Below are 20,022 nucleotides of genomic sequence, written 5' to 3'. Positions count from 1 at the left end.
TTTTGGCAGGTCGGCGTATCCTGCATCTCTATTTACTAAATTTAGCGTGTGAGGAGCCATTTCTCACCTCAAAAAATAACTATTCAATTTCTATATTATAATTCTTAGAAAATAATCTTTCAAGTATATAGTTACTCTATACTACAACTTAATAATTTTCCACCATATATCTTATTATCTATTTTACTTTTTGTGATTGGGTATAAAGTAGAAACATAAATATATCCTTCATCTTTATCTACTTCCATTCCCAATAACAAAATACTATCTACCTTTTTTACAAACTCTATTGTTATCCTGTTATTTTCTTTTATCTTTGTCCCTATATAATCAGGATCCTTTAAAATACTTTCTATTACATTTATAAGATTATCCTTTACATTTCTACTTAACTGCTTACTATGGCGTCTTATTATATGCCTAATTACACCTGGTGAGATATATACACATCCGTAACACATAACTCCTAATTTTTCTGCTAAAGAAGTCTCTATTTTCCCTACTTTTTTATAAGCCTTATAATAACTTCTCATACTTTACTCACCACGCCTTTTTGTATTCTATTTACGCTTTATAGTATATTTTATTCTGCACAATTCAAATAAGATTACATTTTTTATTTACCTATTGAAAAATAGTGATAAAATATAATTATTATTAAAACAATTAGGAGGGCTATATTTATGGATACAACAAAAGAAATAAATTGGGACGAACTTGGTTTCAATTATATTAAAACAGATTTTCGTTACATATCTGTTTGGAAAGATGGTAAATGGGATAATGGCAAACTTACAGAAGATAATATGCTTAGAATAAGCGAAGCATCAACAGCTTTACATTATGGTCAACAATGCTTTGAGGGGCTAAAAGCATATAGAACGAAAGATGGTAGCATTCAACTATTTAGAGTAAATAGAAATGCTACTCGAATGAATGATTCTTGTAGAAAACTTTTAATGCCTGAAATACCTGAAGAAAAATTTATAGATGCATGCATGCAAGTAGTTAAAGCAAACGAAAGATTTGTTCCACCTTATGGTTCAGGAGGCACCCTTTACTTAAGACCATTTATGATTGGTGTTGGTGACAACATTGGTGTAAAACCTGCTCCAGAATATATATTTTCAGTATTTTGCGTTCCTGTAGGAGCTTATTTCAAAGGAGGGCTTGCTCCAGTTAACTTTATGATTTCAGATTTTGATAGAGCTGCTCCATATGGAACTGGTCAACAAAAAGTAGGTGGAAATTACGCAGCATCTATGGAACCACATAAAATTGCAGCAGAAAGAGGTTTTGCAGACTGTATATATCTAGATCCAGCTACTCATACAAAAATCGAAGAAGTTGGAGCTGCTAACTTTTTTGGAATTACCCATGATAATAAATTTATAACTCCAAACTCATCATCAATATTACCAAGTATAACTAAGTATTCACTATTAGAGCTTGCAAAAGATTATCTTCATCTAGAAGTAATTGAGGGTGATGTTTATATTGATGAAATTGACCAATTTAAAGAAGCAGGGGCATGTGGAACTGCTGCTGTTATTACTCCAATTGGCGGAATTGAATATAAAGGTAACCTTCATGTTTTCTATAGCGAAACAGAAGTTGGTCCATTAACAAGAAAATTGTACGATCTTCTTGTTGGAATTCAATTTGGGGATGTTGAAGGACCAGAAGGATGGATATTTAAGGTTAAATAAAAGAAAACTCCTGAATTATCAGGAGTTTTTTTTTATAAAATTATGCAGATTAATCCACCATTACCTTCATTAATAATCTTTTGAAGTGTTTTCTGGATTTTTACTTGTACATCTTCTGGCATCTTATATAACTTATTTTGTAACCCTTCCTTAACCAATACCTCTAATGACTTACCAAACATATTACTTTGCCATAAACTTGTTGGGTCACTTTCGAACTGATCTAAAATTGCCTTAACTAACTCTTCTGATTCCTTTTCAGAACCCATTATAGGACTGATTTCAGTTTTAATATCTGCTTTAATAAGATGTAACGATGGAGCACTAGCTTTAAGCTTAACACCAAACTTATTACCTTGCTTAACTATTTCTGGTTCTTCAAATTTCATTTCACTTAGTTGAGGCGCTACTAGTCCATAACCAGTTTCTTTTACATCTATTAATGCATCCTTAACTTTGTCATATTCCTTCCTTGCTACATTAAGTTCCTTTACTAAAGACAATAAATCACTCTCTGAAGAAACATCTAAATCACAAATTTCACTAAGTACTTTATAAAAGATACCATCTTTAGGCTTCATAAGAATTCTTCCAGTTCCAACACCTAAATCTATTTCCATTAGTTGAGAACTACCTAAATTCTCGTCTTCTTTAAAGGACTCTAAAGAAACCTTAATATCTTTTACCTTTGATATGTTGATACTCATATCCTTAACTATGTTTAAGAAATCTTTCTTTAACCAATGAGAAGGCTCAAGTTTTTCTAACCACTCTGGCATATCAATATTTATTTCTCTTACAGGAAATTCTGTAAGCACAGACTTAAATATATCCTCTATATCTCCTTCCCCCATATTGTAAACATCAAGAATTTGTACAGTTACATTATACTTTTCTTCAAGTTCTTTTTTTAGTGCTTTTGTTTCAGGAGCATTTGGTTTCATACTATTTAAAACTATTATAAATGGCTTATTTATAGATTGAAGTTCGGATATTACCCTTTCTTCTGCCTCTACATATTCCTCTCTAGTTATTCCAGTTATACTACCATCTGTAGTTACCACTATTCCTATTGTTGAATGATCTGTGATTACCTTTCTTGTTCCTATTTCTGCTGCATCCTCAAAAGGAATTTCATACTCATACCATGGAGTATGAACCATTTTTGCTTCCTCACCATCAAGATAACCTAATGCGCCTTTTACGATATATCCAACACAGTCTACCATACGCACTTTAAATACTAACTCATCGTCAAGACTTATCTCAACAGCTTCGTTAGGAACGAATTTAGGCTCAGTTGTATGAATACTCTTTCCTGATCCACTTTGTGGCAGCTCATCCTTAGCTCTTTCTTTTTTATAGTTATTATCAATCTTTGGTATTACCATAAGGTCCATAAACTTCTTTATAAAAGTTGATTTTCCAGTCCTTACAGGCCCAACAACTCCTACATATATGTCCCCTTGGGTTCTTTCAGCTATATCTTTGTATATATTGAAGCTGTCCAAGTTACGACCTCCTATATTATTTTTTAACAATATATATATATTCTTGATTTATAAAAGATATACTACCTTTTATATTTAACCTTAAATAATATATCTATTTTTCTATATATGATATGTTCCATATCTTAAGTAAATACCATGTGAAATTAAACTATTTTTTCCTATAATTATAGAATGTATGCATATTATGTGTTAAACTATTATTAAGATAACATTTACAGTAATTGATAAAAGAGGGATTAATATGGAGAAGAAGGAAATCATAAAAAGATTAATTAACTTTCTTAAGGGTATAACTAAAAGATGTCTTATAATTGATACTAATAACACCGAAGGTATGTCTAAGCTTACCTTAAATATATTAGTAAAAGAATTTACTACCCCACTTAACATAGCGATTGTTTCTCCTTCAGAAAAATTTTTCAATGAAATATTCCCTACAGCAAAAGATGGAATTAAGCTAAATACAAATTATTCTGTAGGTATTCACAAAATTTCTTTCTTTATATTTGAAAAGTCTTTTGTGAAAACTCCACCTAAGGATATAGAAATTTTAATTGTGCATCCTATTGACGGAATAAAAGATAAAGATTTACTAAAAGTGTTAGAGGGAAGCAAAAAAATGAAAAAAGCTATTCTTTTAGCAGATTCAATCAACGATGTTAGCAAAACATTTAAAAAATTTAACGTTGACTTCTTTTCATTGAAGCCACCTGAAGATGTAAGCTATTACGATGTTATGAAACAAAAATTATTTGATATCAAATAAAAGACCACGGAGTACCCGTGGTCTTTATACTTTAATATCTTTCATTCTTTTTATCACGTTCCATAAGTTCTTTAACGCCTTCTTCTGCGCTTTTCCCTTGGAATAGAACTTTATATAAAGAATCTGTGATAGGCATTGAAATATTCATTTTCTCTTTTAATTCATAAAAAGCCTTACAAGCTTTAACTCCTTCTACTACCATTCCTACTTCCTTTAAGGCAGAGTCTAGAGTTTCACCTTTTCCTATCAAAATACCCGCTCTTCTATTTCTTGAATGCATAGAAGTACAAGTTACTATTAAATCTCCCATTCCAGTTAGTCCATAGAAAGTATCTTCTTTCCCTCCAAGAGCTACACCTATTCTTGAAATCTCTTTCATGCCTCTAGTCATTAACGCAGCTTTTGTATTATCTCCATATCCTATTCCATCAATTACTCCAGCAGCTAGTGCAATTATATTTTTAACAGCACCACCAATTTCTACACCAACAATATCATCATTTGTATATACTCTAAAGTAAGATGTCATAAATAAATCTTGAATTTCCTTTGCGCATTCCATATCTTTTGATGTTACAACTAAAGTTGTTGGAATTTGAAGTGCAACTTCTTCCGCATGGCTAGGGCCTGATAGCACAACAACTTTATTAGGTAACTCTTCATTAATAACCTCTGAAAGTCTTATATCAGTTCCTTCTTCAATTCCTTTAGCTATTGAAACTATAGGAACATTAGCATTAAGCTTTCCTTTCAAACTTCTTGCAACAATTCTAATTATATGTGAAGGAACAGCTAATACTAAATAATCAATTCCTTCAATAGCATCATCTAAGTTATTATAGGCAGTTAAATTTGATGGTATATCTAAATCTTTTATATACCTATCATTTTTTCTGTTGATGTTAATATCATCAACAACACTTTGATCCTTATCATATATAGACACTTCATTTCCTTTGTTCGCCAAAAGGATTCCTAAAGCTGTACCAAAGCTTCCTCCTCCTATAAACCCGACTTTACTCATTACTTGTCCTTCCTCTCTCTATATTCTATCTCTATACCTGTTCCCTTAAAATCAAAACTTTCTCTTATTTGGTTCTCTAAATATCTTTCATAAGAGAAATGTCTTGCTTGTAGGTCGTTAACAAAGAATACAAACTTAGGTGGCTTTGTAGCTACTTGAGTAGCATAATATATCTTTAATCTCTTTAATGCTACCACAGGTGGCTCTTTCATTAATACCGCCTTACTTATAACATCATTTAAGATACCTGTTGATATTCTCTTGTTATAATTATCATAACACTTTTTAGCTAATTCTAAAACCTTATGTGTTCTTTGACCTGTTAAAGCTGAAATAAATAAGTATTCTGCATAAGATAAGAACTTAAGATTTTGTTGTAAGTCCTTTTTAAACTTATCCATAGTCTTATCATCTTTTTCTACCAAGTCCCACTTATTAACTATAACCATTATAGCTTTTCTCATTTCATGAGCTAACCCTATTATCTTTTCGTCTTGTTCTGTAATTCCTTCTGTTGCATCTATCATAAGTATACATACATCAGCTCTTTCTATGGAAGTAAGAGTTCTTACAGCACTATACCTTTCTATTTCTTCTTTAATCTTACTCTTTCTTCTAAGACCAGCTGTATCTATAAGAATAAACTTTCCTAACTCTGTTTCTAAAGTACTATCTATAGCATCTCTTGTAGTACCTGGAACATTAGATACAATTACTCTATCTTCTCCTAAAAGCTTATTTATTAAAGAAGATTTACCAACGTTAGGCTTACCTATCATTGCTATTCTAATGAATTCATCTTCCTCTTCTTCATCATCAAATTTATCGAAATTTTCTACAACTCTATCAAGCATATCCCCAAGACCTAATCCTTGTGATGCTGATATTGTTATAGGGTCTCCTATTCCTAAATTATAAAATTCCCAAGCATTTTCTTCTTCTTTTAAAGAATCTACTTTATTTACTACTAAAACAACAGGCTTTTTACTCTTTCTAAGCATATTTGCAACTTCTTCATCAGCTGCAGTTATACCTTCTTTACCATCAACGATAAATACTATAACATCTGCTGTTTCTATGGCTATATTCGCCTGTCTTCTCATCTGTTTTACAATGATATCATCTCTTTCAGGTTCAATCCCTCCAGTATCAATCATAGTAAAGTTATAACTTAGCCATTCAGCCTCTGCATATACTCTATCTCTTGTTACACCTGGTGTATCTTGTACTATTGATATTCTCTTTCCTGCTAATTTATTAAATAATGTAGACTTACCTACATTTGGTCTTCCTACTATAGCAACTATCGGTTTACCCATTATATCTCCTCCTGGTTATATTCATTTATTAATGATATAAGATCTTCTCCTGTATAATCACAAACAATAACTTTAACATCTAAAGCCTTCTCTATATCATCTATTGTTAAATCATCTAGCATAATACTATCTTGAGGTGCAAGTTCATATCCACGTCTGAACATATTATCTGCCATAAATAGATAAGGTGTTCTTATCTTTCCTTTTAATTGCTCAATAATATCTCCTCCTGTTAATAATCCATTAACAGTAATAGTATTTCCAAAGAAATTATTTATTATCTTAAATACATCTATGTGTATTTTAGGATTCTTCTTCACTATTTTTTCAGCTGCACTTTTCACTTCATCATAAGCTAAAGCACCCGTTATCATTGTATAACTTCCCTTTTTATTTAGATCTAATATATCTAAATCACTTTCTATCGCATCTCTAAAACACCTAGTAACTCCAACGCCATCTTCTATTTGGGTAAAACCATTATAAAATTCTGCATCTGGAATTTCTTCTCCTGCAACAATATAAAATTCATCTGAAAGTCTTACAAAAGGCTCTCCAACTTCATTATAAAATTTACTTTGAAGCTCTTTAACCATATCTATTGTATATTTTGAACCTTCTTTAGTAAAAGTATTTACTTTTTCAAGTCCTTCTCTAAATTTTGTAATACCTATAGGAACAACAGCTACATTATTAACCTGAGGATATAATTTATATAAATCCTCAATAGTTCTTTTAAGCTCTTCTCCGTCATTAACATCTGGAATACACACTATTTGCGCATGCATTTGTATTCCTTCATCTGATAGCCTTTGCATTCTTTCCAAAACATTTCCTGCAAACCTATTTTTAAGCATCCTTACTCTTAATTCTGGGTTAGTTGTATGTACAGAAATATTAATAGGGCTTATTCTATATCTAATAATTCTATCAATATCCTCTTCTTTCATATTTGTTAAGGTTACAAAATTTCCTTGTAAGAAAGATAGTCTTGAATCATCGTCTTTAAAGTATAGAGTATCCCTCATTCCTTTTGGCAACTGGTCAATAAAACAGAACATACATTTATTACTACAACTCTTAGCTTTATCCATTATTCCGCCGCCAAATTCAATTCCAAGTTCTTCTCCATAATCTTTTTCTATCTCTATATCCCAAATTTCGCCATTAGGCTTTTCTATTTGTAATACTATCTCTTCATCAGCTGAAAGAAATCTATAATCTATTATATCATCAATAATATTATCATTTATAGAAATTAACACATCATTAACTTCTATTCCAACTTCTTCTGCGATACTATCAGGAAGTACTTCTTTTATAACGTTTTTCATCTTTTCACTCCCTTTTTGTATAAGTTTCTACCTATGCTATATTACCTTATTAATAAATTCAAGTCAATTATATTGCCAACTTAATCCTTTTTTTAATTTTAACCAAAATTAAAAAATACAGTCTTAAATAATCCTAATGATTTTGTAATGAAAAACTATTTTTAATATAAAAGGTGAATTACCATATAGTAATCCACCTTTTTACTTATTGTTTAAAATGATTTAGTTTTTCCACTAAGTTTTCATTTAATTCAACTATTTTTTCAGACAATTCATTTACCGAATTATTTATTGATAACTGTTCTTCTGTATAAGCAGTTACCTCTTCTGTTGATGCAGAAGTTTCTTCTATTCCAGCAGCTAAGCTTTGCATTGAACTAGATATATTTTCTTTCTTTTCAATCATGGTTTCATTTCCTTCACTAGCAACCTTTATAGAATAATTTAAATTATTTACCCCATCAAATATGTTAACAAATGATGTTTCTGTTTCTTTAACATTATCATTTTGAGCATTTATAACTCCATTTACAACTTTAATTCTTTCAACAGCATCTATAATTTTATGTTGCATAACTGAAATAATGTTTTGAATATTAGATGTTGCTTCTTGAGATTGTTCTGCAAGCTTTCTTATTTCTTCAGCCACAACTGCAAAACCTTTTCCGTTTTCACCAACTCTTGCTGCTTCTATAGCTGCATTTAAAGCAAGTAAGTTAGTTTGTTCCGAAATACTATTAATGAAAATTATAATGTTTTCTATTTCTTTAGAACTTTCCTTTACATTATTAACACTATTATTTATTTCTTTTGTAGCTTCTATTGTATTTTTTGACCCTTCAACTAAGTTATTTACTGTCAACAAACCACGTTTAGATAAATCCTCTAGTTTGCTACATGCACTTTCCATTTCATCTAAAGAGTTTGACACACTTTCTATTATATTAGATAAATCTTCAGACTCTTGTGCTACTGACTCAGTATCCTTGGCTTGCTCATTTGATACGTCAGCAATCTGATACATTGTAGATGCTATTTGATTAGAAGAATTCTTTAATTCATCTAAAGCAGAGTTTAACTCTTCATTTCTTTCCATTAATGAAGATAAAGTAGCTTTAGTATCGCTTATTGCTACAGAAAAATCATCCAACATTAAGTTATAAGACTGTGCTATAGAGGTAACCTCATCATCTTCATTGTCAATTTCAACCTTACTACTTAAATCTCCCTCTCCTGCTTTCACCATAGCTTTTGCAACTCTATTTAATCTTTTAACTATTTTATTAATTATTATAGTTACTATAAATACAGTGGCAACAATCATAAGTATCATAGTAATAATAACATTTATTATTACTCCCCTACTAACATCTACATGCTCATCTTCATTTATAAAACTTATCATCTTCCACCCAGTTCTTGATATATCTGTAGAAAGGTATTTATATGTATGTCCATTTAAATCTATCTCGCCATTTGTATCTCCTTCTTTTGAGATAATATCTAAAATATTTTTCTCTTCTACCTTTGTATGAACTTTTGACATATCACTTCTATCAGATAATATAGTACCTTCTTTATTTATTAAAACTGAATATCCTGTTTTACTAAAGCTCTTTTCTGAAAAATAAACTGATATATCATTAAAGTTTATATTCATTCCTATAACACCTATAGGAGTATCTCCATTTTTCACACTTATATATATAGTAAGTGCTATATTACCTGAAAGCTTGTCTTCATACGGCCCAACCCATACAATATCTTCTGTCATAGCTTTTTCATAATACTCATTAGGGATAACATTGTCCAACCCTTTACTCTTATAATCAATAGAAGGAGTAATTAAATTAACATTACCACTTCTAAAGACTGTACTCATAATAACATCTGTTGCCCCTTTAAGACCTGATAAAATTCTCTCAGAATTAGTGAAATTCCCATTAGCTAAATCAGCTTGAAATATTCCTGTTTTAGCCATAGTATCCATTCTATATTCGATTCCCCAAAAATACTCATCCATAGCCTGCATAGCCGAGCTATAACCATTCTTTAAATCTGTCTCTAATACTTGATTACTAAATCTATTAATACTCCTTATACAGATAAAACTCAATAATACCTGTCCTAAGATAATAACTGGTAAAAGAATTAATAAAACTTTTACTTTTAATGATTTCTTCTTTTTAATTATACTATTCATTTGTACCTTCCTTTCTGCTATGCTCCTTACCTTTTATTAATTTTTCCTACTTTATATTTTCGCCCAAAAAGCTATATATCTTTAACAAAAAAAGACAAATTCCAAAAGAATTTGTCTTATTCATTCAAATCTACATATGTTCCTTTTTTAGAAAAAATTGTCCATTCACAAATATTAGTTACATGATCTGCTATTCTTTCTAGATATTTTGTAACAAATAATAATTGAGCACTTTTATTTGTTTTGCTATCATCTAATTTTATGCCCTCTAACAAAGCTCCAAATATACTACCATATAGTTCATCTATTTCATCATCCATAGCACAAATTTCATAAGCTTTATCTACATCCCCTTCAATATAAGTTTCTATAGATAATCCTATCATATTTCTTACTTTTTCTTCCATATCCCATAATGGAAGGGCTTCATCTCTTGTTTCTCCACCATTTCCATTTACCTTTTTAACAATCTTACATATATCAACTGCATGATCGGCCATTCTTTCAAGGTCTGTTACTATTTTAGATGCAGTAAATACATTTCTTAAATCTTTAGCTAATGGTTGTTCAGTAGCTATAAATTTTATACATTCTTCTTCTATTGACTTCTGTAATTCATCTACCTTATCATCATCTTTTATTATTTCTTCAGCTGACTTAACATCAGCATTTCTTAAGGCTAACATACTTAAGTAAATTTGTTTTTCCACCAAACTTGACATTAGTATTAATTGCCTATTTATTTCATTAATCCTTGCTTTTTGTGAAGTTCTAGTCATAAAGCACCTCCTATTTTAACCGAATCTACCTGTTATATAATCCTCTGTTCTCTTATCCTTTGGTTTATAGAAAATATCCTCTGTTTTACCAAACTCAATCACTTCACCATTTAAGAAGAATGCTGTTTTATCTGCAATTCTTCCTGCTTGTTGCATATTATGAGTAACAATAATAACAGTATATTTTTTCTTTAGTTCATCCATTAATTCCTCTACTTTACTAGTAGAAATAGGATCTAAGGCTGACGTAGGTTCATCCATTAATATAACTTCAGGAGATACAGCAAGAGTTCTTGCTATACATAATCTTTGCTGTTGCCCACCAGATAATCCTAAAGCACTCTTTTTTAATCTGTCTTTTGTTTCATCCCAAAGAGCTGCCCCCCTTAAACTTCTCTCCACTATTTCATCTAATGTCTTCTTATCCTTTATACCATGTATTTTAGGACCATATGCAATATTATCATAAATTGACATAGGAAAAGGATTAGCCTTTTGGAACACCATTCCCACCCTTTTTCTTAATGCAATTTCATCATAATCATCATATATATTTTTACCTTCAAATAAAACTTCCCCAGTTACTTTAACCCCTTCAATCAAATCATTCATTCTATTTAATGTACGTAGAAATGTTGACTTGCCACATCCTGAAGGCCCAATTAAGGCTGTAACCTCATTCTGATTTATATTCATATTTATATTTTTTAAAGCTTTATTAGTTCCATAATATAAATCTAAGTTTTTAGTTTCTATAATCGACATAATTTCCTCCTACTTTCCACCATAAGCCTTTAGTAATCTGTTCCCTATAACTCTTGCTAGTATATTGAATAGCAATACTGCTATTATTAATACAGCTGCTGTTCCATTAGCAATTGCTGCTGCATCTGGAACTATAGCTTCAGAATTCAACTTCCATATATGAACTGCTAGGGTTTCAGCTGGCCTAAATAATGAGAATGCTGACTTCCCAGTTAAGCTAATTGTATTAAAGTTTAATTTTCCCGAACTTAATCCTGCTGTATAAAGGAAGGCTGCTGCTTCACCAAATATTCTACCTGCTGACAAAATAATACCTGTTAATATTTCTCCCATAGCTATTGGAAGTGTTAGTTTAACAATAGTTTGCCACTTACTAGCCCCTAAACCCAATGAAGCTTCCTTAACTCCTTTACTAGCTGTTTTTATAGCATTTTCTGCAATTCTTGTCATAGAAGGAATATTTAAAATGCTTACTGATAAAGCACCAGCAATTATAGAATATCCCCATCCAGCAAAGTTAACAAAAACTAATAATCCAAACATACCTATTACTATTGATGGTAATGAAGACATAGTTTCAAGCGACAATCTTATAAATCTTACTAAAGGTCCTTCCTTAGCATATTCAGCTAAGTATATTCCAGCTCCTATTCCTATTGGAACAGTTATTATTAACGATATTAAAAGCATATAGAATGAATTAAATAACTGAGCTCCTATTCCTCCTCCTGGAGATGTTGTCTTAGATGCTCCAAACAAGAAACTAGGTTTTAACATTCCTAACCCTTGATATAAAATATATGCTATGAATGATCCTAAAAGAAATACAACAAAAAAGCTAACTATATATATAATTACGGTAGAAATCTTATCTACTTTCTTTGCATTCACTATCCTTCACTCCTCTTTTCAATCTTTCTAATTGCAAGTATAAATAAGAAAGATATCACAAGTAATATTAACGCTAGGCTCCACAATGCATCATTCCAAGCCGTACCACCTACTGTATTTGCCATATCCATTGTTAAAATACTCGTAAGTGTAGATGATGAAGATAATAGTCCATTAGGAATCTTTACTGCGTTACCTATTACCATTTGTACTGCTAATGCCTCACCAAAAGCTCTTGCTACTCCTAAAACCACTCCTGTTAAAATACCGCTTTTAGCTCCTGGAATAATAACATTTTTTATAGTTTGCCATCTTGTTGCCCCTAATCCATAAGAAGCTTCAATATGCTCTCTTGGTATGCTCTTAATAGCATCAATAGATAATGTTGCTATAGTTGGTAATATCATTAAGGATAATACTAATATACCTGCAAGCAATGAAAATCCCATTCCACCTATATGATTCTTTATAAAAGGTACTAATACAGATATCCCTACCCACCCGTAAACAACAGATGGTATACCAACCAGTATTTCTAATGATGGCTTTATAAGTTTATTACCTAACCCTTTGGAAATCACATTAACAAAAACCGCTAATGTAATAGCAATAGGTGCACTAATTATTACCGCACCCATTGATACAAAGGTTGATCCTAATATGAAAGCCAAAGCTCCAAAAGAGGCTGGTGTTTCACTCGGGTTCCAATTATTTGTAAACAGAAATTCTACTATTCCATAATTTCCTTTTGTAAATGTTTGAATTCCTTTTTGACCAATGAATATTATTATTGATAATGTAACTGCTATTATTAACATTCCACATAATGTTGCAAATGTTTTTCCTATATATTCATTAAATAGCCTCTCTTTAAAGCTTCGTTTTTCCATACCTATCATTCCTTAACTATTATTCTACTTTCATTTCACTTCCTGAAATAAATCCTGTATCTTCTACTACTTTTTTATTATCTTCACTCATAATGTAATCAATAAACTTCTTAGCTTCTTCTGTTGGTTCTCCCTTAGTGTACATGTGCCCCCAAGACCAGAATGGATATTTACCAGTAGTTATATTTTCCTTACTAGCTTCAACACCATCTATAGCTACTTTAACCATTGACTTAGCTTCATCTGAATTTAAGTAAGAAAGTGCCAAATAACTAACTGCTCCATCATTTTGAGCCATTGCCTTTGCTACTGCTCCACTTGAATCTTGAACTGATCCTAATGAATCATTTTCTAAGTTCTTGTCTCCACCTAAAACAGTTTTAACAAATGTTGCTCTAGTACCTGAAGATGATGGTCTATGAACTAAGAATATTTCTTTATCTGCTCCTCCAACTTCCTTCCAGTTCTTAACTTTTCCTGAGAAAATATCTTGAATTTGTTGCTTTGTTAACTCTTTAACTCCAGCAGCTTCATTAACTACAACTGCAAATCCTTGAGCTACTACTTTATGATCAACTAACTCTTTTGCTTTATCTTCTTCAAGCTTTTCATTTGCAAAAATATCTGAATTACCAATATCTACACTTCCATCTAATACTTGTGTTAAACCAGCACCAGAACCACCAGCTTGTGCATTAATTTCATAACCTGAATTCTTTTCTATAAAGCCGTCAATAGATGCTTCAACTAATGGAAGTAACGCTGATGACCCACTTAGTGTTACTGTTCCACCTTCTTCTCCTTCACCAGAGCCACAACCTACGAAAGCGCCTCCAATCATTGTTATAAGTAATGCCCCAACTATTAATTTCAAACTTTTCTTTTTCATTTTTATCTCCTCCAAAATTTTTAATGAAGATTTTCTTTACACTTATATTTTAGTTTCTTTAAGTTAAGGCTTTATTATACAAATGTTAAGTATCTTTATAGCTATGTTAAATAGATTTTACATATAAAATGGTAACTTTCACTAAACATATATAAAAAGAGCTGAGTACTAAATAATTAGCACACAGCTCTTTTTATATATGTTTTATTTGAATTATAAATTTACTTCCTACCCCTAACACACTCTCAACCTTAATATTCCCATTAAAAGTTTTAACAATGTGTTTTACTATTGCTAAACCTAAACCAGTGCCTCCACTTTTTCTTGCTTTATCAACTCTATAAAACCTTTCAAATATTCTTGGTATGTCCTCTTTTGGAATACCTATACCATTATCTTCTACAATTAAATTATAATTATCTCCATTAGTAAAGCTTGATATCTTAACCTTTGACCCTTCATTAGAATATTTAATACTGTTTTCAACTATGTTAAGTACTAACTGTAAAAACCTATCCTTATCTCCAAAAAGCAAATCATTATTTCTTTCATCTAGCTCTATTGTAATATTTTTATTATCTGCTAAAACTTTTACCATATTTATAACATCATCTACTACTTTATTAGGTAAAAATTCATCTTCCTCACCTGAGATATCACTTTCAATCTTAGATAATATTAAAATATCATTTATTAATCTTCCAAGCCTATCAGCTTCCTTTTCAATAATATCTAAAAACTTCTTGCGTGTTTCTTCATCTTCAACATATTTTAACGTCTCTGTAAATCCTTTAATGGAAGTTAATGGTGTTTTAAGTTCATGAGATACATTGGCAACGAACTGACTTCTCATATTTTCTAGACGTTTTATATTTGATATATCTTGCACTGCAATTACCTTTCCAATTCTATCAATACCATCTATTATTGAAGCTTTTTTTATTCTAAGCTCCCTCTCAACTGGATGAAGTATTTTTACTTCTTTTTCACTATCATCTTCTTCATTCAAAAAGGTATTTATATCGTAATCTTTAATATATTTTGATATCTTTTCACCGCTTATATCTCTTCTTATTCCAAATACTCGTTTAGCGTATGGATTAATAGTAATTACTGTATCATCCCCATCAACAGCAATCACTCCACTTTCCATACTTCTCAAAATTGATTCTAATCTATTTTGTTTATCAACTACTTCTTTAATTTTTGCTTGTAATTGATCAGCCATATTATTGAACGTCTTCCCTAAAGAACCTATCTCATCATTTGAAAGAGATTTTACCCTAATATTGAGATCACCACCAGCTATACGTGCTGTTACATTCTCTAAGTTCTTTAAAGGCTCAATAATAGTTCTTACAAGCTTCATTGATAATGAAATAGAAAATAGCATTACTATAGTTACAATACCAATGCATACTTTAAGGTTAGTGGGTTCAAAAATATCTATTGTCTCAAAAGGTAAAGATGCTCGAAGAATTGTACCATCCTCTAACTTTTCTGCGTAATATACAGTTTTTTTACCTGTTGTATCACTTATCCTAGTAGAATATCCCTCCCCATACTTGTTAGCTTTTATTACTTCATCCCTATTTTTATGACTATTTAAGCTTTTGTCTACACTATCATACACAACATTTCCATTCTTATCTATCACTGTACATCTAACAGGTGTATTATTTATTCTATATCCCGATATAAGATCTTCATAGGCACCATTTACATTAACAATATAATTAGCAAAATCCTTTAAACTTTTTTTAGTACTATTTAGATCCTGATAATTGTATAAGACAACAAATGATGAAGATGCTATAATAAGTGCAAATAAAACAGTTATAATTACAGATGTTAATATCTTTTTTCTCATATTACTCAACAGGATTAAATCTATATCCTACTCCTCTTATAGTTTCTATAAATTTAGGATTTTTATCATCATCTTCAACCTTTTTCCTTAGATATCTTATATGTACATCTACAGTTCTAGTTTCTCCAATATATTCATATCCCCATACCTTATCAAGTAGAGTCTCTCTTCTAAGAATCTTCCCCTTATTCTTAATTAAAATCTCTAACAGTTCAAACTCCTTTAGGGTTAATTCAACTTTCTCATTATTAATTAATACTTCATGCCTTTCAAAATCCACCTTTAATCTTCCAATTTCATAGATTTCTTCAGATATTTCATCTGAACTAGACCTTCTTAAAACAGCTTTAACCCTTGCTAATAACTCCCTTATTGAAAATGGTTTTGTAATATAGTCATCTGCTCCAAGTTCTAAACCTAATATCTTATCAAGTTCTTCACTCTTTGCAGTCAACATTATTATTGAGGTTTTTGATGTTTCTTTATCTCTTTTAATTTCTTTACATACATCTAGCCCGTCCATTCCAGGCAACATAAGATCTAATAAAAGTAAATCTGGTTTATTTTCTTTTACCTTCTTTAATGCATCTAATCCATTGTTGGCTGTAATAACTTTATAACCTGCATTTACTAAATTAAACTGTAATAACTCTACAATATGCTCCTCATCATCTACAATCAGAACTTTTTCATCAGCCATTTTTATATCCCCCTTATTTTAAAATAACAAATGAAAATAATCTTCCATAATCTCCATTTGATTTTCTATACGAATGTAGCCTTATATCTTCATTACAATAAGTACATAAATTTAATGTATATATATTTTCCTCTAAAACACCAATTTCTCTTATATCTTTTAATATACATTCCTCTAGAGATAACCTTCTTCCATCAAATAAAACATCTTCTGGTATTCCTGTCTCTTCTAAAAAAGTTTCTTTTAATTCTTGAGATACCTCATAACAACATTTTCTTATATGAGGTCCAACATATACCTTCACATCTCTATAATCAGTGTTAAACTTTCTATTCATTGTTTCAATAGTTTTCTTAGTAATAGAACTTATTGTTCCTCTCCAACCACTATGTACAACTGCCACAACACCCTTAATATCATCTACTACAATAACTGGTACACAATCTGCTGTAAAAACACCTATAGCTGTATTAGTTTTAGATGTTATTATTGCATCTCCTTCTTTTTCAATAAATTCTTTAATATCCTCATTTGATAAAACATGTACAGTAGATGAATGTACTTGTCTCATATACGCAACTTCATCTACTTCAAATTCTTCTATAATGGCATTTAAAGTTTTTACTCCATCTTCAGTATGTCTATTGAAATTTTTTCCTGTTTCTGCAGTTGAAAAAACTATCTTTGCCTTATCACTCTCAAATTCAATATATCCTTCTTTATTTACTGTAATATCTAAATACTTCATACTTCCTCCAAACTTATATATATTTTAACATCCTAACTATATTTTATCTATTTTAGTTAAATAATTTAACCTATCTTTAACGAAATTTATTAGAAACTAAAAAGAATTGAAAGTCCCCTTCCAATTCTATACATATATACAAAACTTACTTAGTCATAAGATTTTTTATTTCTTCTAAAAATGTATTTATATCTTTAAATTGTCTATAAACAGATGCAAATCGTACATAAGAAACTTCATCAATATCCTTAAGTCTATCCATAATCATTTCTCCAATATACTCACTAGCTACTTCAGTTAACATTCTATTAGAAATATTTTTTTCAATATCATCTGCTATATCTTCAATTTGTTTCCTTGAAACTGGTCTCTTTTGACAAGCAGTTATTAATCCATTTATAATTTTTTCTTTATTAAAATTCTCTCTAGTAGAATCCTTTTTTATAACTAAAATAGGAATGTCCTCAATCTTTTCATAAGTTGTGTATCTTTTATTACACTTTAAACATTCTCTACGTCTTCTTATAGCTGTATGATCCTCAGTGGACCTAGAATCAACTACCTTGCTTTCTTCATATGCACAAAAAGGACATTTCATATCTATTCACCTTCCAAGCTAATCTTTACTTCATCTTAAGGTAATTATACATATTTTTATATATTTTTACTAGTATTAATCAAAAATATTCTCCTTATCGCTACAGTTAATATTAACTAATATAACGTCTATTCCAACCTTAACTATATCACTCCAAAGAACTTCTACATCTTCAGTCTTTGAAAACCAACCTTTAGCCTCTCCTGGAAGTAAAATCGATAATATTTTGTGTTCATCACTGTCTATCTTTATGTCTTTAATAAATCCAACCCTACTACCTGTATTTATATCAATTACCTCCATAGATCTCATAGCATTTATAGAATGTAAATTTTCCTCCATAAATATCACTCCCTCCATTACATAATTATATGTAATAAATGTTTTAATATAACAAAATCTTATCCAATTTAAAATAAAAAATGAGATGCAAGTTTAAACTTGCATCTTATTAATTCATACATGTTTTCGCATATGTTTTAATGCTGTTTTTTCTAAACGAGATACTTGTGCTTGTGATATTCCAATTTCCTCTGCAACTTCCATCTGAGTTCTCCCATTAAAAAATCTTAGGTTTAATATTAATTTTTCTCTATCACTTAACTTTTTCATAGCCTCTTTAATTGATATATTCTCTAACCAATTCTCATCAGTATTTTTATTATCACTTACTTGATCCATTACATATATTGCATCTCCACCATCATGGTATATGGGCTCATATAATGAGACTGGATCTTGTATCGCATCTAAGGCAAATACCACTTCTTCTCTTGGTATATTTAGTTCCTTAGATATTTGAGAAATCGTCGGCTCTTTATTATTTTCTTTTATTAGTTTATCCCTAACAACTAAAGCCTTATAAGCTATATCTCTTAAAGACCTACTAACTCTTATAGGATTATTATCTCTAAGATATCTTCTAATTTCGCCTATTATCATAGGTACTGCATATGTAGAAAACTTTACATTTTGGCTCAAATCAAAGTTATCTATTGCTTTCATCAACCCTATACATCCTACTTGAAATAAATCATCTACATTTTCTCCTCTATTATTAAACCTTTGTATAACACTTAAAACTAATCTTAAATTTCCTTTTATAAAAGATTCTCTAGCAGAATTATCTCCTTGTTGCATCTTTAAAAGTAGTTCTCTTTTTTCCTTTTCTTTAAGTACTGGAAGTTTTGAAGTATTTACGCCGCATATTTCCACCTTGTTTATTATCAATGTCATCAATCCCTTCAGAGGTAATAACGTTCTGCATTAAACATTATCTCCGATAGATGATACTTTTATACTAAAGACAAACTATATCATTCTACTAATTTCTTTTTTTAATCTATTTATAATTTTCTTTTCAAGCCTTGATATATATGATTGTGATATGCCAAGTAAGTCTGCCACTTCCTTCTGAGTCTTTTCTCTCTTTCCATTTAACCCAAACCTAAGTTGAACAATTTCTTTTTCTCTATCATTTAAATTCTTTAAAGCCATAAATAATAATTCCTTATCAACTTCATCTTCAATTAAATTATAAACAGTATCATTTTCTGTTCCTAAAATATCTGATAATAGTAATTCATTTCCATCCCAGTCTATATTTAATGGTTCATAAAAGGATATTTCAGCCTTTACCTTACTGTTTCTTCTTAAATACATAAGGATTTCATTTTCAATACATCTAGATGCATAAGTTGCTAACTTTATTTTTTTCTCTGGATTAAATGTATTTACAGCTTTTATTAAGCCTATTGTTCCAACTGATATTAAATCTTCTATATAAACTCCAGTATTTTCAAACTTTCTTGCTATATAAACTACTAGCCTTAGGTTTCTTTCAATTAAAGTACTTCTAATACTTTCTTCCCCATTTAATAATTTACCTACTAACTCTTCTTCTTCCTCCTTTGTAAGTGGTGGTGGTAATGCATCATTTCCTCCTACATAATGTAACTTTTTAGATAGAAATTTAAACTTTTGTACAATTCTGTTTAACAATACATCTAACTTCATATTATCC

At 30.2% G+C, this 20,022-nt stretch carries 20 protein-coding genes; 2 read left to right on the top strand and 18 right to left on the bottom strand.

Annotation, left to right across the window (positions count from 1 at the left end):
* Positions 1-131: 131 nt before the first annotated feature.
* On the bottom strand, positions 132-533 hold the full coding sequence (locus G594_RS0104495) for a PBECR3 domain-containing polyvalent protein (protein WP_027097478.1): 402 nt from the start codon (positions 531-533) through the stop codon (positions 132-134).
* Between the two features lie 150 nt (positions 534-683).
* On the opposite strand from G594_RS0104495, the gene G594_RS0104490 reads away from it, so the two are divergent.
* Positions 684-1,709: a branched-chain amino acid aminotransferase gene (locus tag G594_RS0104490; RefSeq protein ID WP_027097477.1), complete on the top strand. Its 1,026-nt coding sequence runs from the start codon at positions 684-686 to the stop codon at positions 1,707-1,709.
* Between the two features lie 32 nt (positions 1,710-1,741).
* Here G594_RS0104490 and spoIVA read toward each other — a convergent pair whose 3' ends face one another.
* Complete coding sequence (gene spoIVA, locus G594_RS0104485; protein ID WP_027097476.1) at positions 1,742-3,220, bottom strand: stage IV sporulation protein A; 1,479 nt, start codon at positions 3,218-3,220, stop codon at positions 1,742-1,744.
* Between the two features lie 244 nt (positions 3,221-3,464).
* On the opposite strand from spoIVA, the gene G594_RS0104480 reads away from it, so the two are divergent.
* Positions 3,465-3,989 (top strand): hypothetical protein, encoded by a 525-nt coding sequence (locus tag G594_RS0104480; RefSeq protein WP_027097475.1) that lies wholly within the window; start codon positions 3,465-3,467, stop codon positions 3,987-3,989.
* Between the two features lie 31 nt (positions 3,990-4,020).
* Here the strand turns inward: G594_RS0104480 and G594_RS0104475 are convergent, their stop codons facing one another.
* The 16 genes from G594_RS0104475 to sigE form a co-directional block, all read right to left on the bottom strand.
* Positions 4,021-5,013: an NAD(P)H-dependent glycerol-3-phosphate dehydrogenase gene (locus G594_RS0104475; RefSeq protein ID WP_027097474.1), complete on the bottom strand. Its 993-nt coding sequence runs from the start codon at positions 5,011-5,013 to the stop codon at positions 4,021-4,023.
* Positions 5,013-6,332: a ribosome biogenesis GTPase Der gene (gene der / locus G594_RS0104470; RefSeq protein WP_027097473.1), complete on the bottom strand. Its 1,320-nt coding sequence runs from the start codon at positions 6,330-6,332 to the stop codon at positions 5,013-5,015. Before der ends, G594_RS0104475 begins: the two co-directional genes overlap by 1 nt.
* On the bottom strand, positions 6,332-7,666 hold the full coding sequence (locus tag G594_RS0104465) for a DUF512 domain-containing protein (protein ID WP_027097472.1): 1,335 nt from the start codon (positions 7,664-7,666) through the stop codon (positions 6,332-6,334). Before G594_RS0104465 ends, der begins: the two co-directional genes overlap by 1 nt.
* A 205-nt stretch (positions 7,667-7,871) precedes the next feature.
* Positions 7,872-9,869 carry a methyl-accepting chemotaxis protein gene (locus G594_RS0104460; RefSeq protein WP_027097471.1) on the bottom strand — a complete coding sequence of 666 codons (1,998 nt, stop codon included), beginning with the start codon at positions 9,867-9,869 and terminating at the stop codon, positions 7,872-7,874.
* 116 nt (positions 9,870-9,985) lie between these two features.
* A complete protein-coding gene (gene phoU / locus G594_RS0104455; RefSeq protein WP_027097470.1) occupies positions 9,986-10,648 on the bottom strand; it encodes a phosphate signaling complex protein PhoU in 663 nt (220 codons plus the stop codon).
* Positions 10,649-10,663: 15 nt separating this feature from the next.
* Complete coding sequence (gene pstB / locus G594_RS0104450; RefSeq protein ID WP_027097469.1) at positions 10,664-11,413, bottom strand: phosphate ABC transporter ATP-binding protein PstB; 750 nt, start codon at positions 11,411-11,413, stop codon at positions 10,664-10,666.
* Positions 11,414-11,422: 9 nt separating this feature from the next.
* Positions 11,423-12,304: a phosphate ABC transporter permease PstA gene (gene pstA / locus G594_RS0104445; RefSeq protein ID WP_027097468.1), complete on the bottom strand. Its 882-nt coding sequence runs from the start codon at positions 12,302-12,304 to the stop codon at positions 11,423-11,425.
* Positions 12,304-13,194, bottom strand: coding sequence for a phosphate ABC transporter permease subunit PstC (gene pstC, locus G594_RS0104440; RefSeq protein ID WP_027097467.1), 891 nt, complete (start codon positions 13,192-13,194; stop codon positions 12,304-12,306). Before pstC ends, pstA begins: the two co-directional genes overlap by 1 nt.
* Positions 13,195-13,213: 19 nt before the next feature.
* Positions 13,214-14,083 carry a phosphate ABC transporter substrate-binding protein gene (locus G594_RS0104435; RefSeq protein ID WP_027097466.1) on the bottom strand — a complete coding sequence of 290 codons (870 nt, stop codon included), beginning with the start codon at positions 14,081-14,083 and terminating at the stop codon, positions 13,214-13,216.
* Positions 14,084-14,276: 193 nt separating this feature from the next.
* Positions 14,277-15,953, bottom strand: a complete 1,677-nt coding sequence (locus G594_RS0104430) for a HAMP domain-containing sensor histidine kinase (protein WP_027097465.1) — start codon at positions 15,951-15,953, stop codon at positions 14,277-14,279.
* 1 nt (position 15,954) lies between these two features.
* Positions 15,955-16,653: a response regulator gene (locus tag G594_RS0104425; protein ID WP_027097464.1), complete on the bottom strand. Its 699-nt coding sequence runs from the start codon at positions 16,651-16,653 to the stop codon at positions 15,955-15,957.
* 13 nt (positions 16,654-16,666) lie between these two features.
* Positions 16,667-17,401 (bottom strand): peptidoglycan editing factor PgeF, encoded by a 735-nt coding sequence (pgeF, locus tag G594_RS0104420; RefSeq protein ID WP_027097463.1) that lies wholly within the window; start codon positions 17,399-17,401, stop codon positions 16,667-16,669.
* A 145-nt stretch (positions 17,402-17,546) separates the two neighbouring features.
* Positions 17,547-17,999, bottom strand: a complete 453-nt coding sequence (gene nrdR / locus G594_RS0104415; protein ID WP_027097462.1) for a transcriptional regulator NrdR — start codon at positions 17,997-17,999, stop codon at positions 17,547-17,549.
* A gap of 75 nt (positions 18,000-18,074) precedes the next feature.
* On the bottom strand, positions 18,075-18,341 hold the full coding sequence (locus G594_RS0104410) for a YlmC/YmxH family sporulation protein (protein WP_027097461.1): 267 nt from the start codon (positions 18,339-18,341) through the stop codon (positions 18,075-18,077).
* A gap of 114 nt (positions 18,342-18,455) precedes the next feature.
* A complete protein-coding gene (gene sigG / locus G594_RS0104405) occupies positions 18,456-19,229 on the bottom strand; it encodes an RNA polymerase sporulation sigma factor SigG (RefSeq protein ID WP_027097460.1) in 774 nt (257 codons plus the stop codon).
* An 81-nt stretch (positions 19,230-19,310) separates the two neighbouring features.
* A complete protein-coding gene (gene sigE / locus G594_RS0104400) occupies positions 19,311-20,015 on the bottom strand; it encodes an RNA polymerase sporulation sigma factor SigE (protein WP_027097459.1) in 705 nt (234 codons plus the stop codon).
* Positions 20,016-20,022: the final 7 nt, after the last annotated feature.

Source organism: Clostridium paraputrificum AGR2156 (assembly GCF_000424025.1).
Classification (GTDB): Bacteria; Bacillota; Clostridia; order Clostridiales; family Clostridiaceae; genus Clostridium; species Clostridium paraputrificum.
This window is presented reverse-complemented; position numbering and strand designations above follow the sequence as displayed.

Bases quoted from the DNA above. Each gene is read 5' to 3' on its own strand.
- G594_RS0104495 (WP_027097478.1), bottom strand. From the start codon at position 533: ATGAGAAGTTATTATAAGGCTTATAAAAAAGTAGGGAAAATAGAGACT.
- G594_RS0104490 (WP_027097477.1), top strand. From the start codon at position 684: ATGGATACAACAAAAGAAATAAATTGGGACGAACTTGGTTTCAATTAT.
- G594_RS0104480 (WP_027097475.1), top strand. From the start codon at position 3,465: ATGGAGAAGAAGGAAATCATAAAAAGATTAATTAACTTTCTTAAGGGT.
- G594_RS0104475 (WP_027097474.1), bottom strand. From the start codon at position 5,013: ATGAGTAAAGTCGGGTTTATAGGAGGAGGAAGCTTTGGTACAGCTTTA.
- der (WP_027097473.1), bottom strand. From the start codon at position 6,332: ATGGGTAAACCGATAGTTGCTATAGTAGGAAGACCAAATGTAGGTAAG.
- G594_RS0104465 (WP_027097472.1), bottom strand. From the start codon at position 7,666: ATGAAAAACGTTATAAAAGAAGTACTTCCTGATAGTATCGCAGAAGAA.
- G594_RS0104460 (WP_027097471.1), bottom strand. From the start codon at position 9,869: ATGAATAGTATAATTAAAAAGAAGAAATCATTAAAAGTAAAAGTTTTA.
- phoU (WP_027097470.1), bottom strand. From the start codon at position 10,648: ATGACTAGAACTTCACAAAAAGCAAGGATTAATGAAATAAATAGGCAA.
- pstB (WP_027097469.1), bottom strand. From the start codon at position 11,413: ATGTCGATTATAGAAACTAAAAACTTAGATTTATATTATGGAACTAAT.
- pstC (WP_027097467.1), bottom strand. From the start codon at position 13,194: ATGGAAAAACGAAGCTTTAAAGAGAGGCTATTTAATGAATATATAGGA.
- G594_RS0104435 (WP_027097466.1), bottom strand. From the start codon at position 14,083: ATGAAAAAGAAAAGTTTGAAATTAATAGTTGGGGCATTACTTATAACA.
- G594_RS0104430 (WP_027097465.1), bottom strand. From the start codon at position 15,953: ATGAGAAAAAAGATATTAACATCTGTAATTATAACTGTTTTATTTGCA.
- G594_RS0104425 (WP_027097464.1), bottom strand. From the start codon at position 16,653: ATGGCTGATGAAAAAGTTCTGATTGTAGATGATGAGGAGCATATTGTA.
- pgeF (WP_027097463.1), bottom strand. From the start codon at position 17,401: ATGAAGTATTTAGATATTACAGTAAATAAAGAAGGATATATTGAATTT.
- nrdR (WP_027097462.1), bottom strand. From the start codon at position 17,999: ATGAAATGTCCTTTTTGTGCATATGAAGAAAGCAAGGTAGTTGATTCT.
- G594_RS0104410 (WP_027097461.1), bottom strand. From the start codon at position 18,341: ATGGAGGAAAATTTACATTCTATAAATGCTATGAGATCTATGGAGGTA.
- sigE (WP_027097459.1), bottom strand. From the start codon at position 20,015: ATGAAGTTAGATGTATTGTTAAACAGAATTGTACAAAAGTTTAAATTT.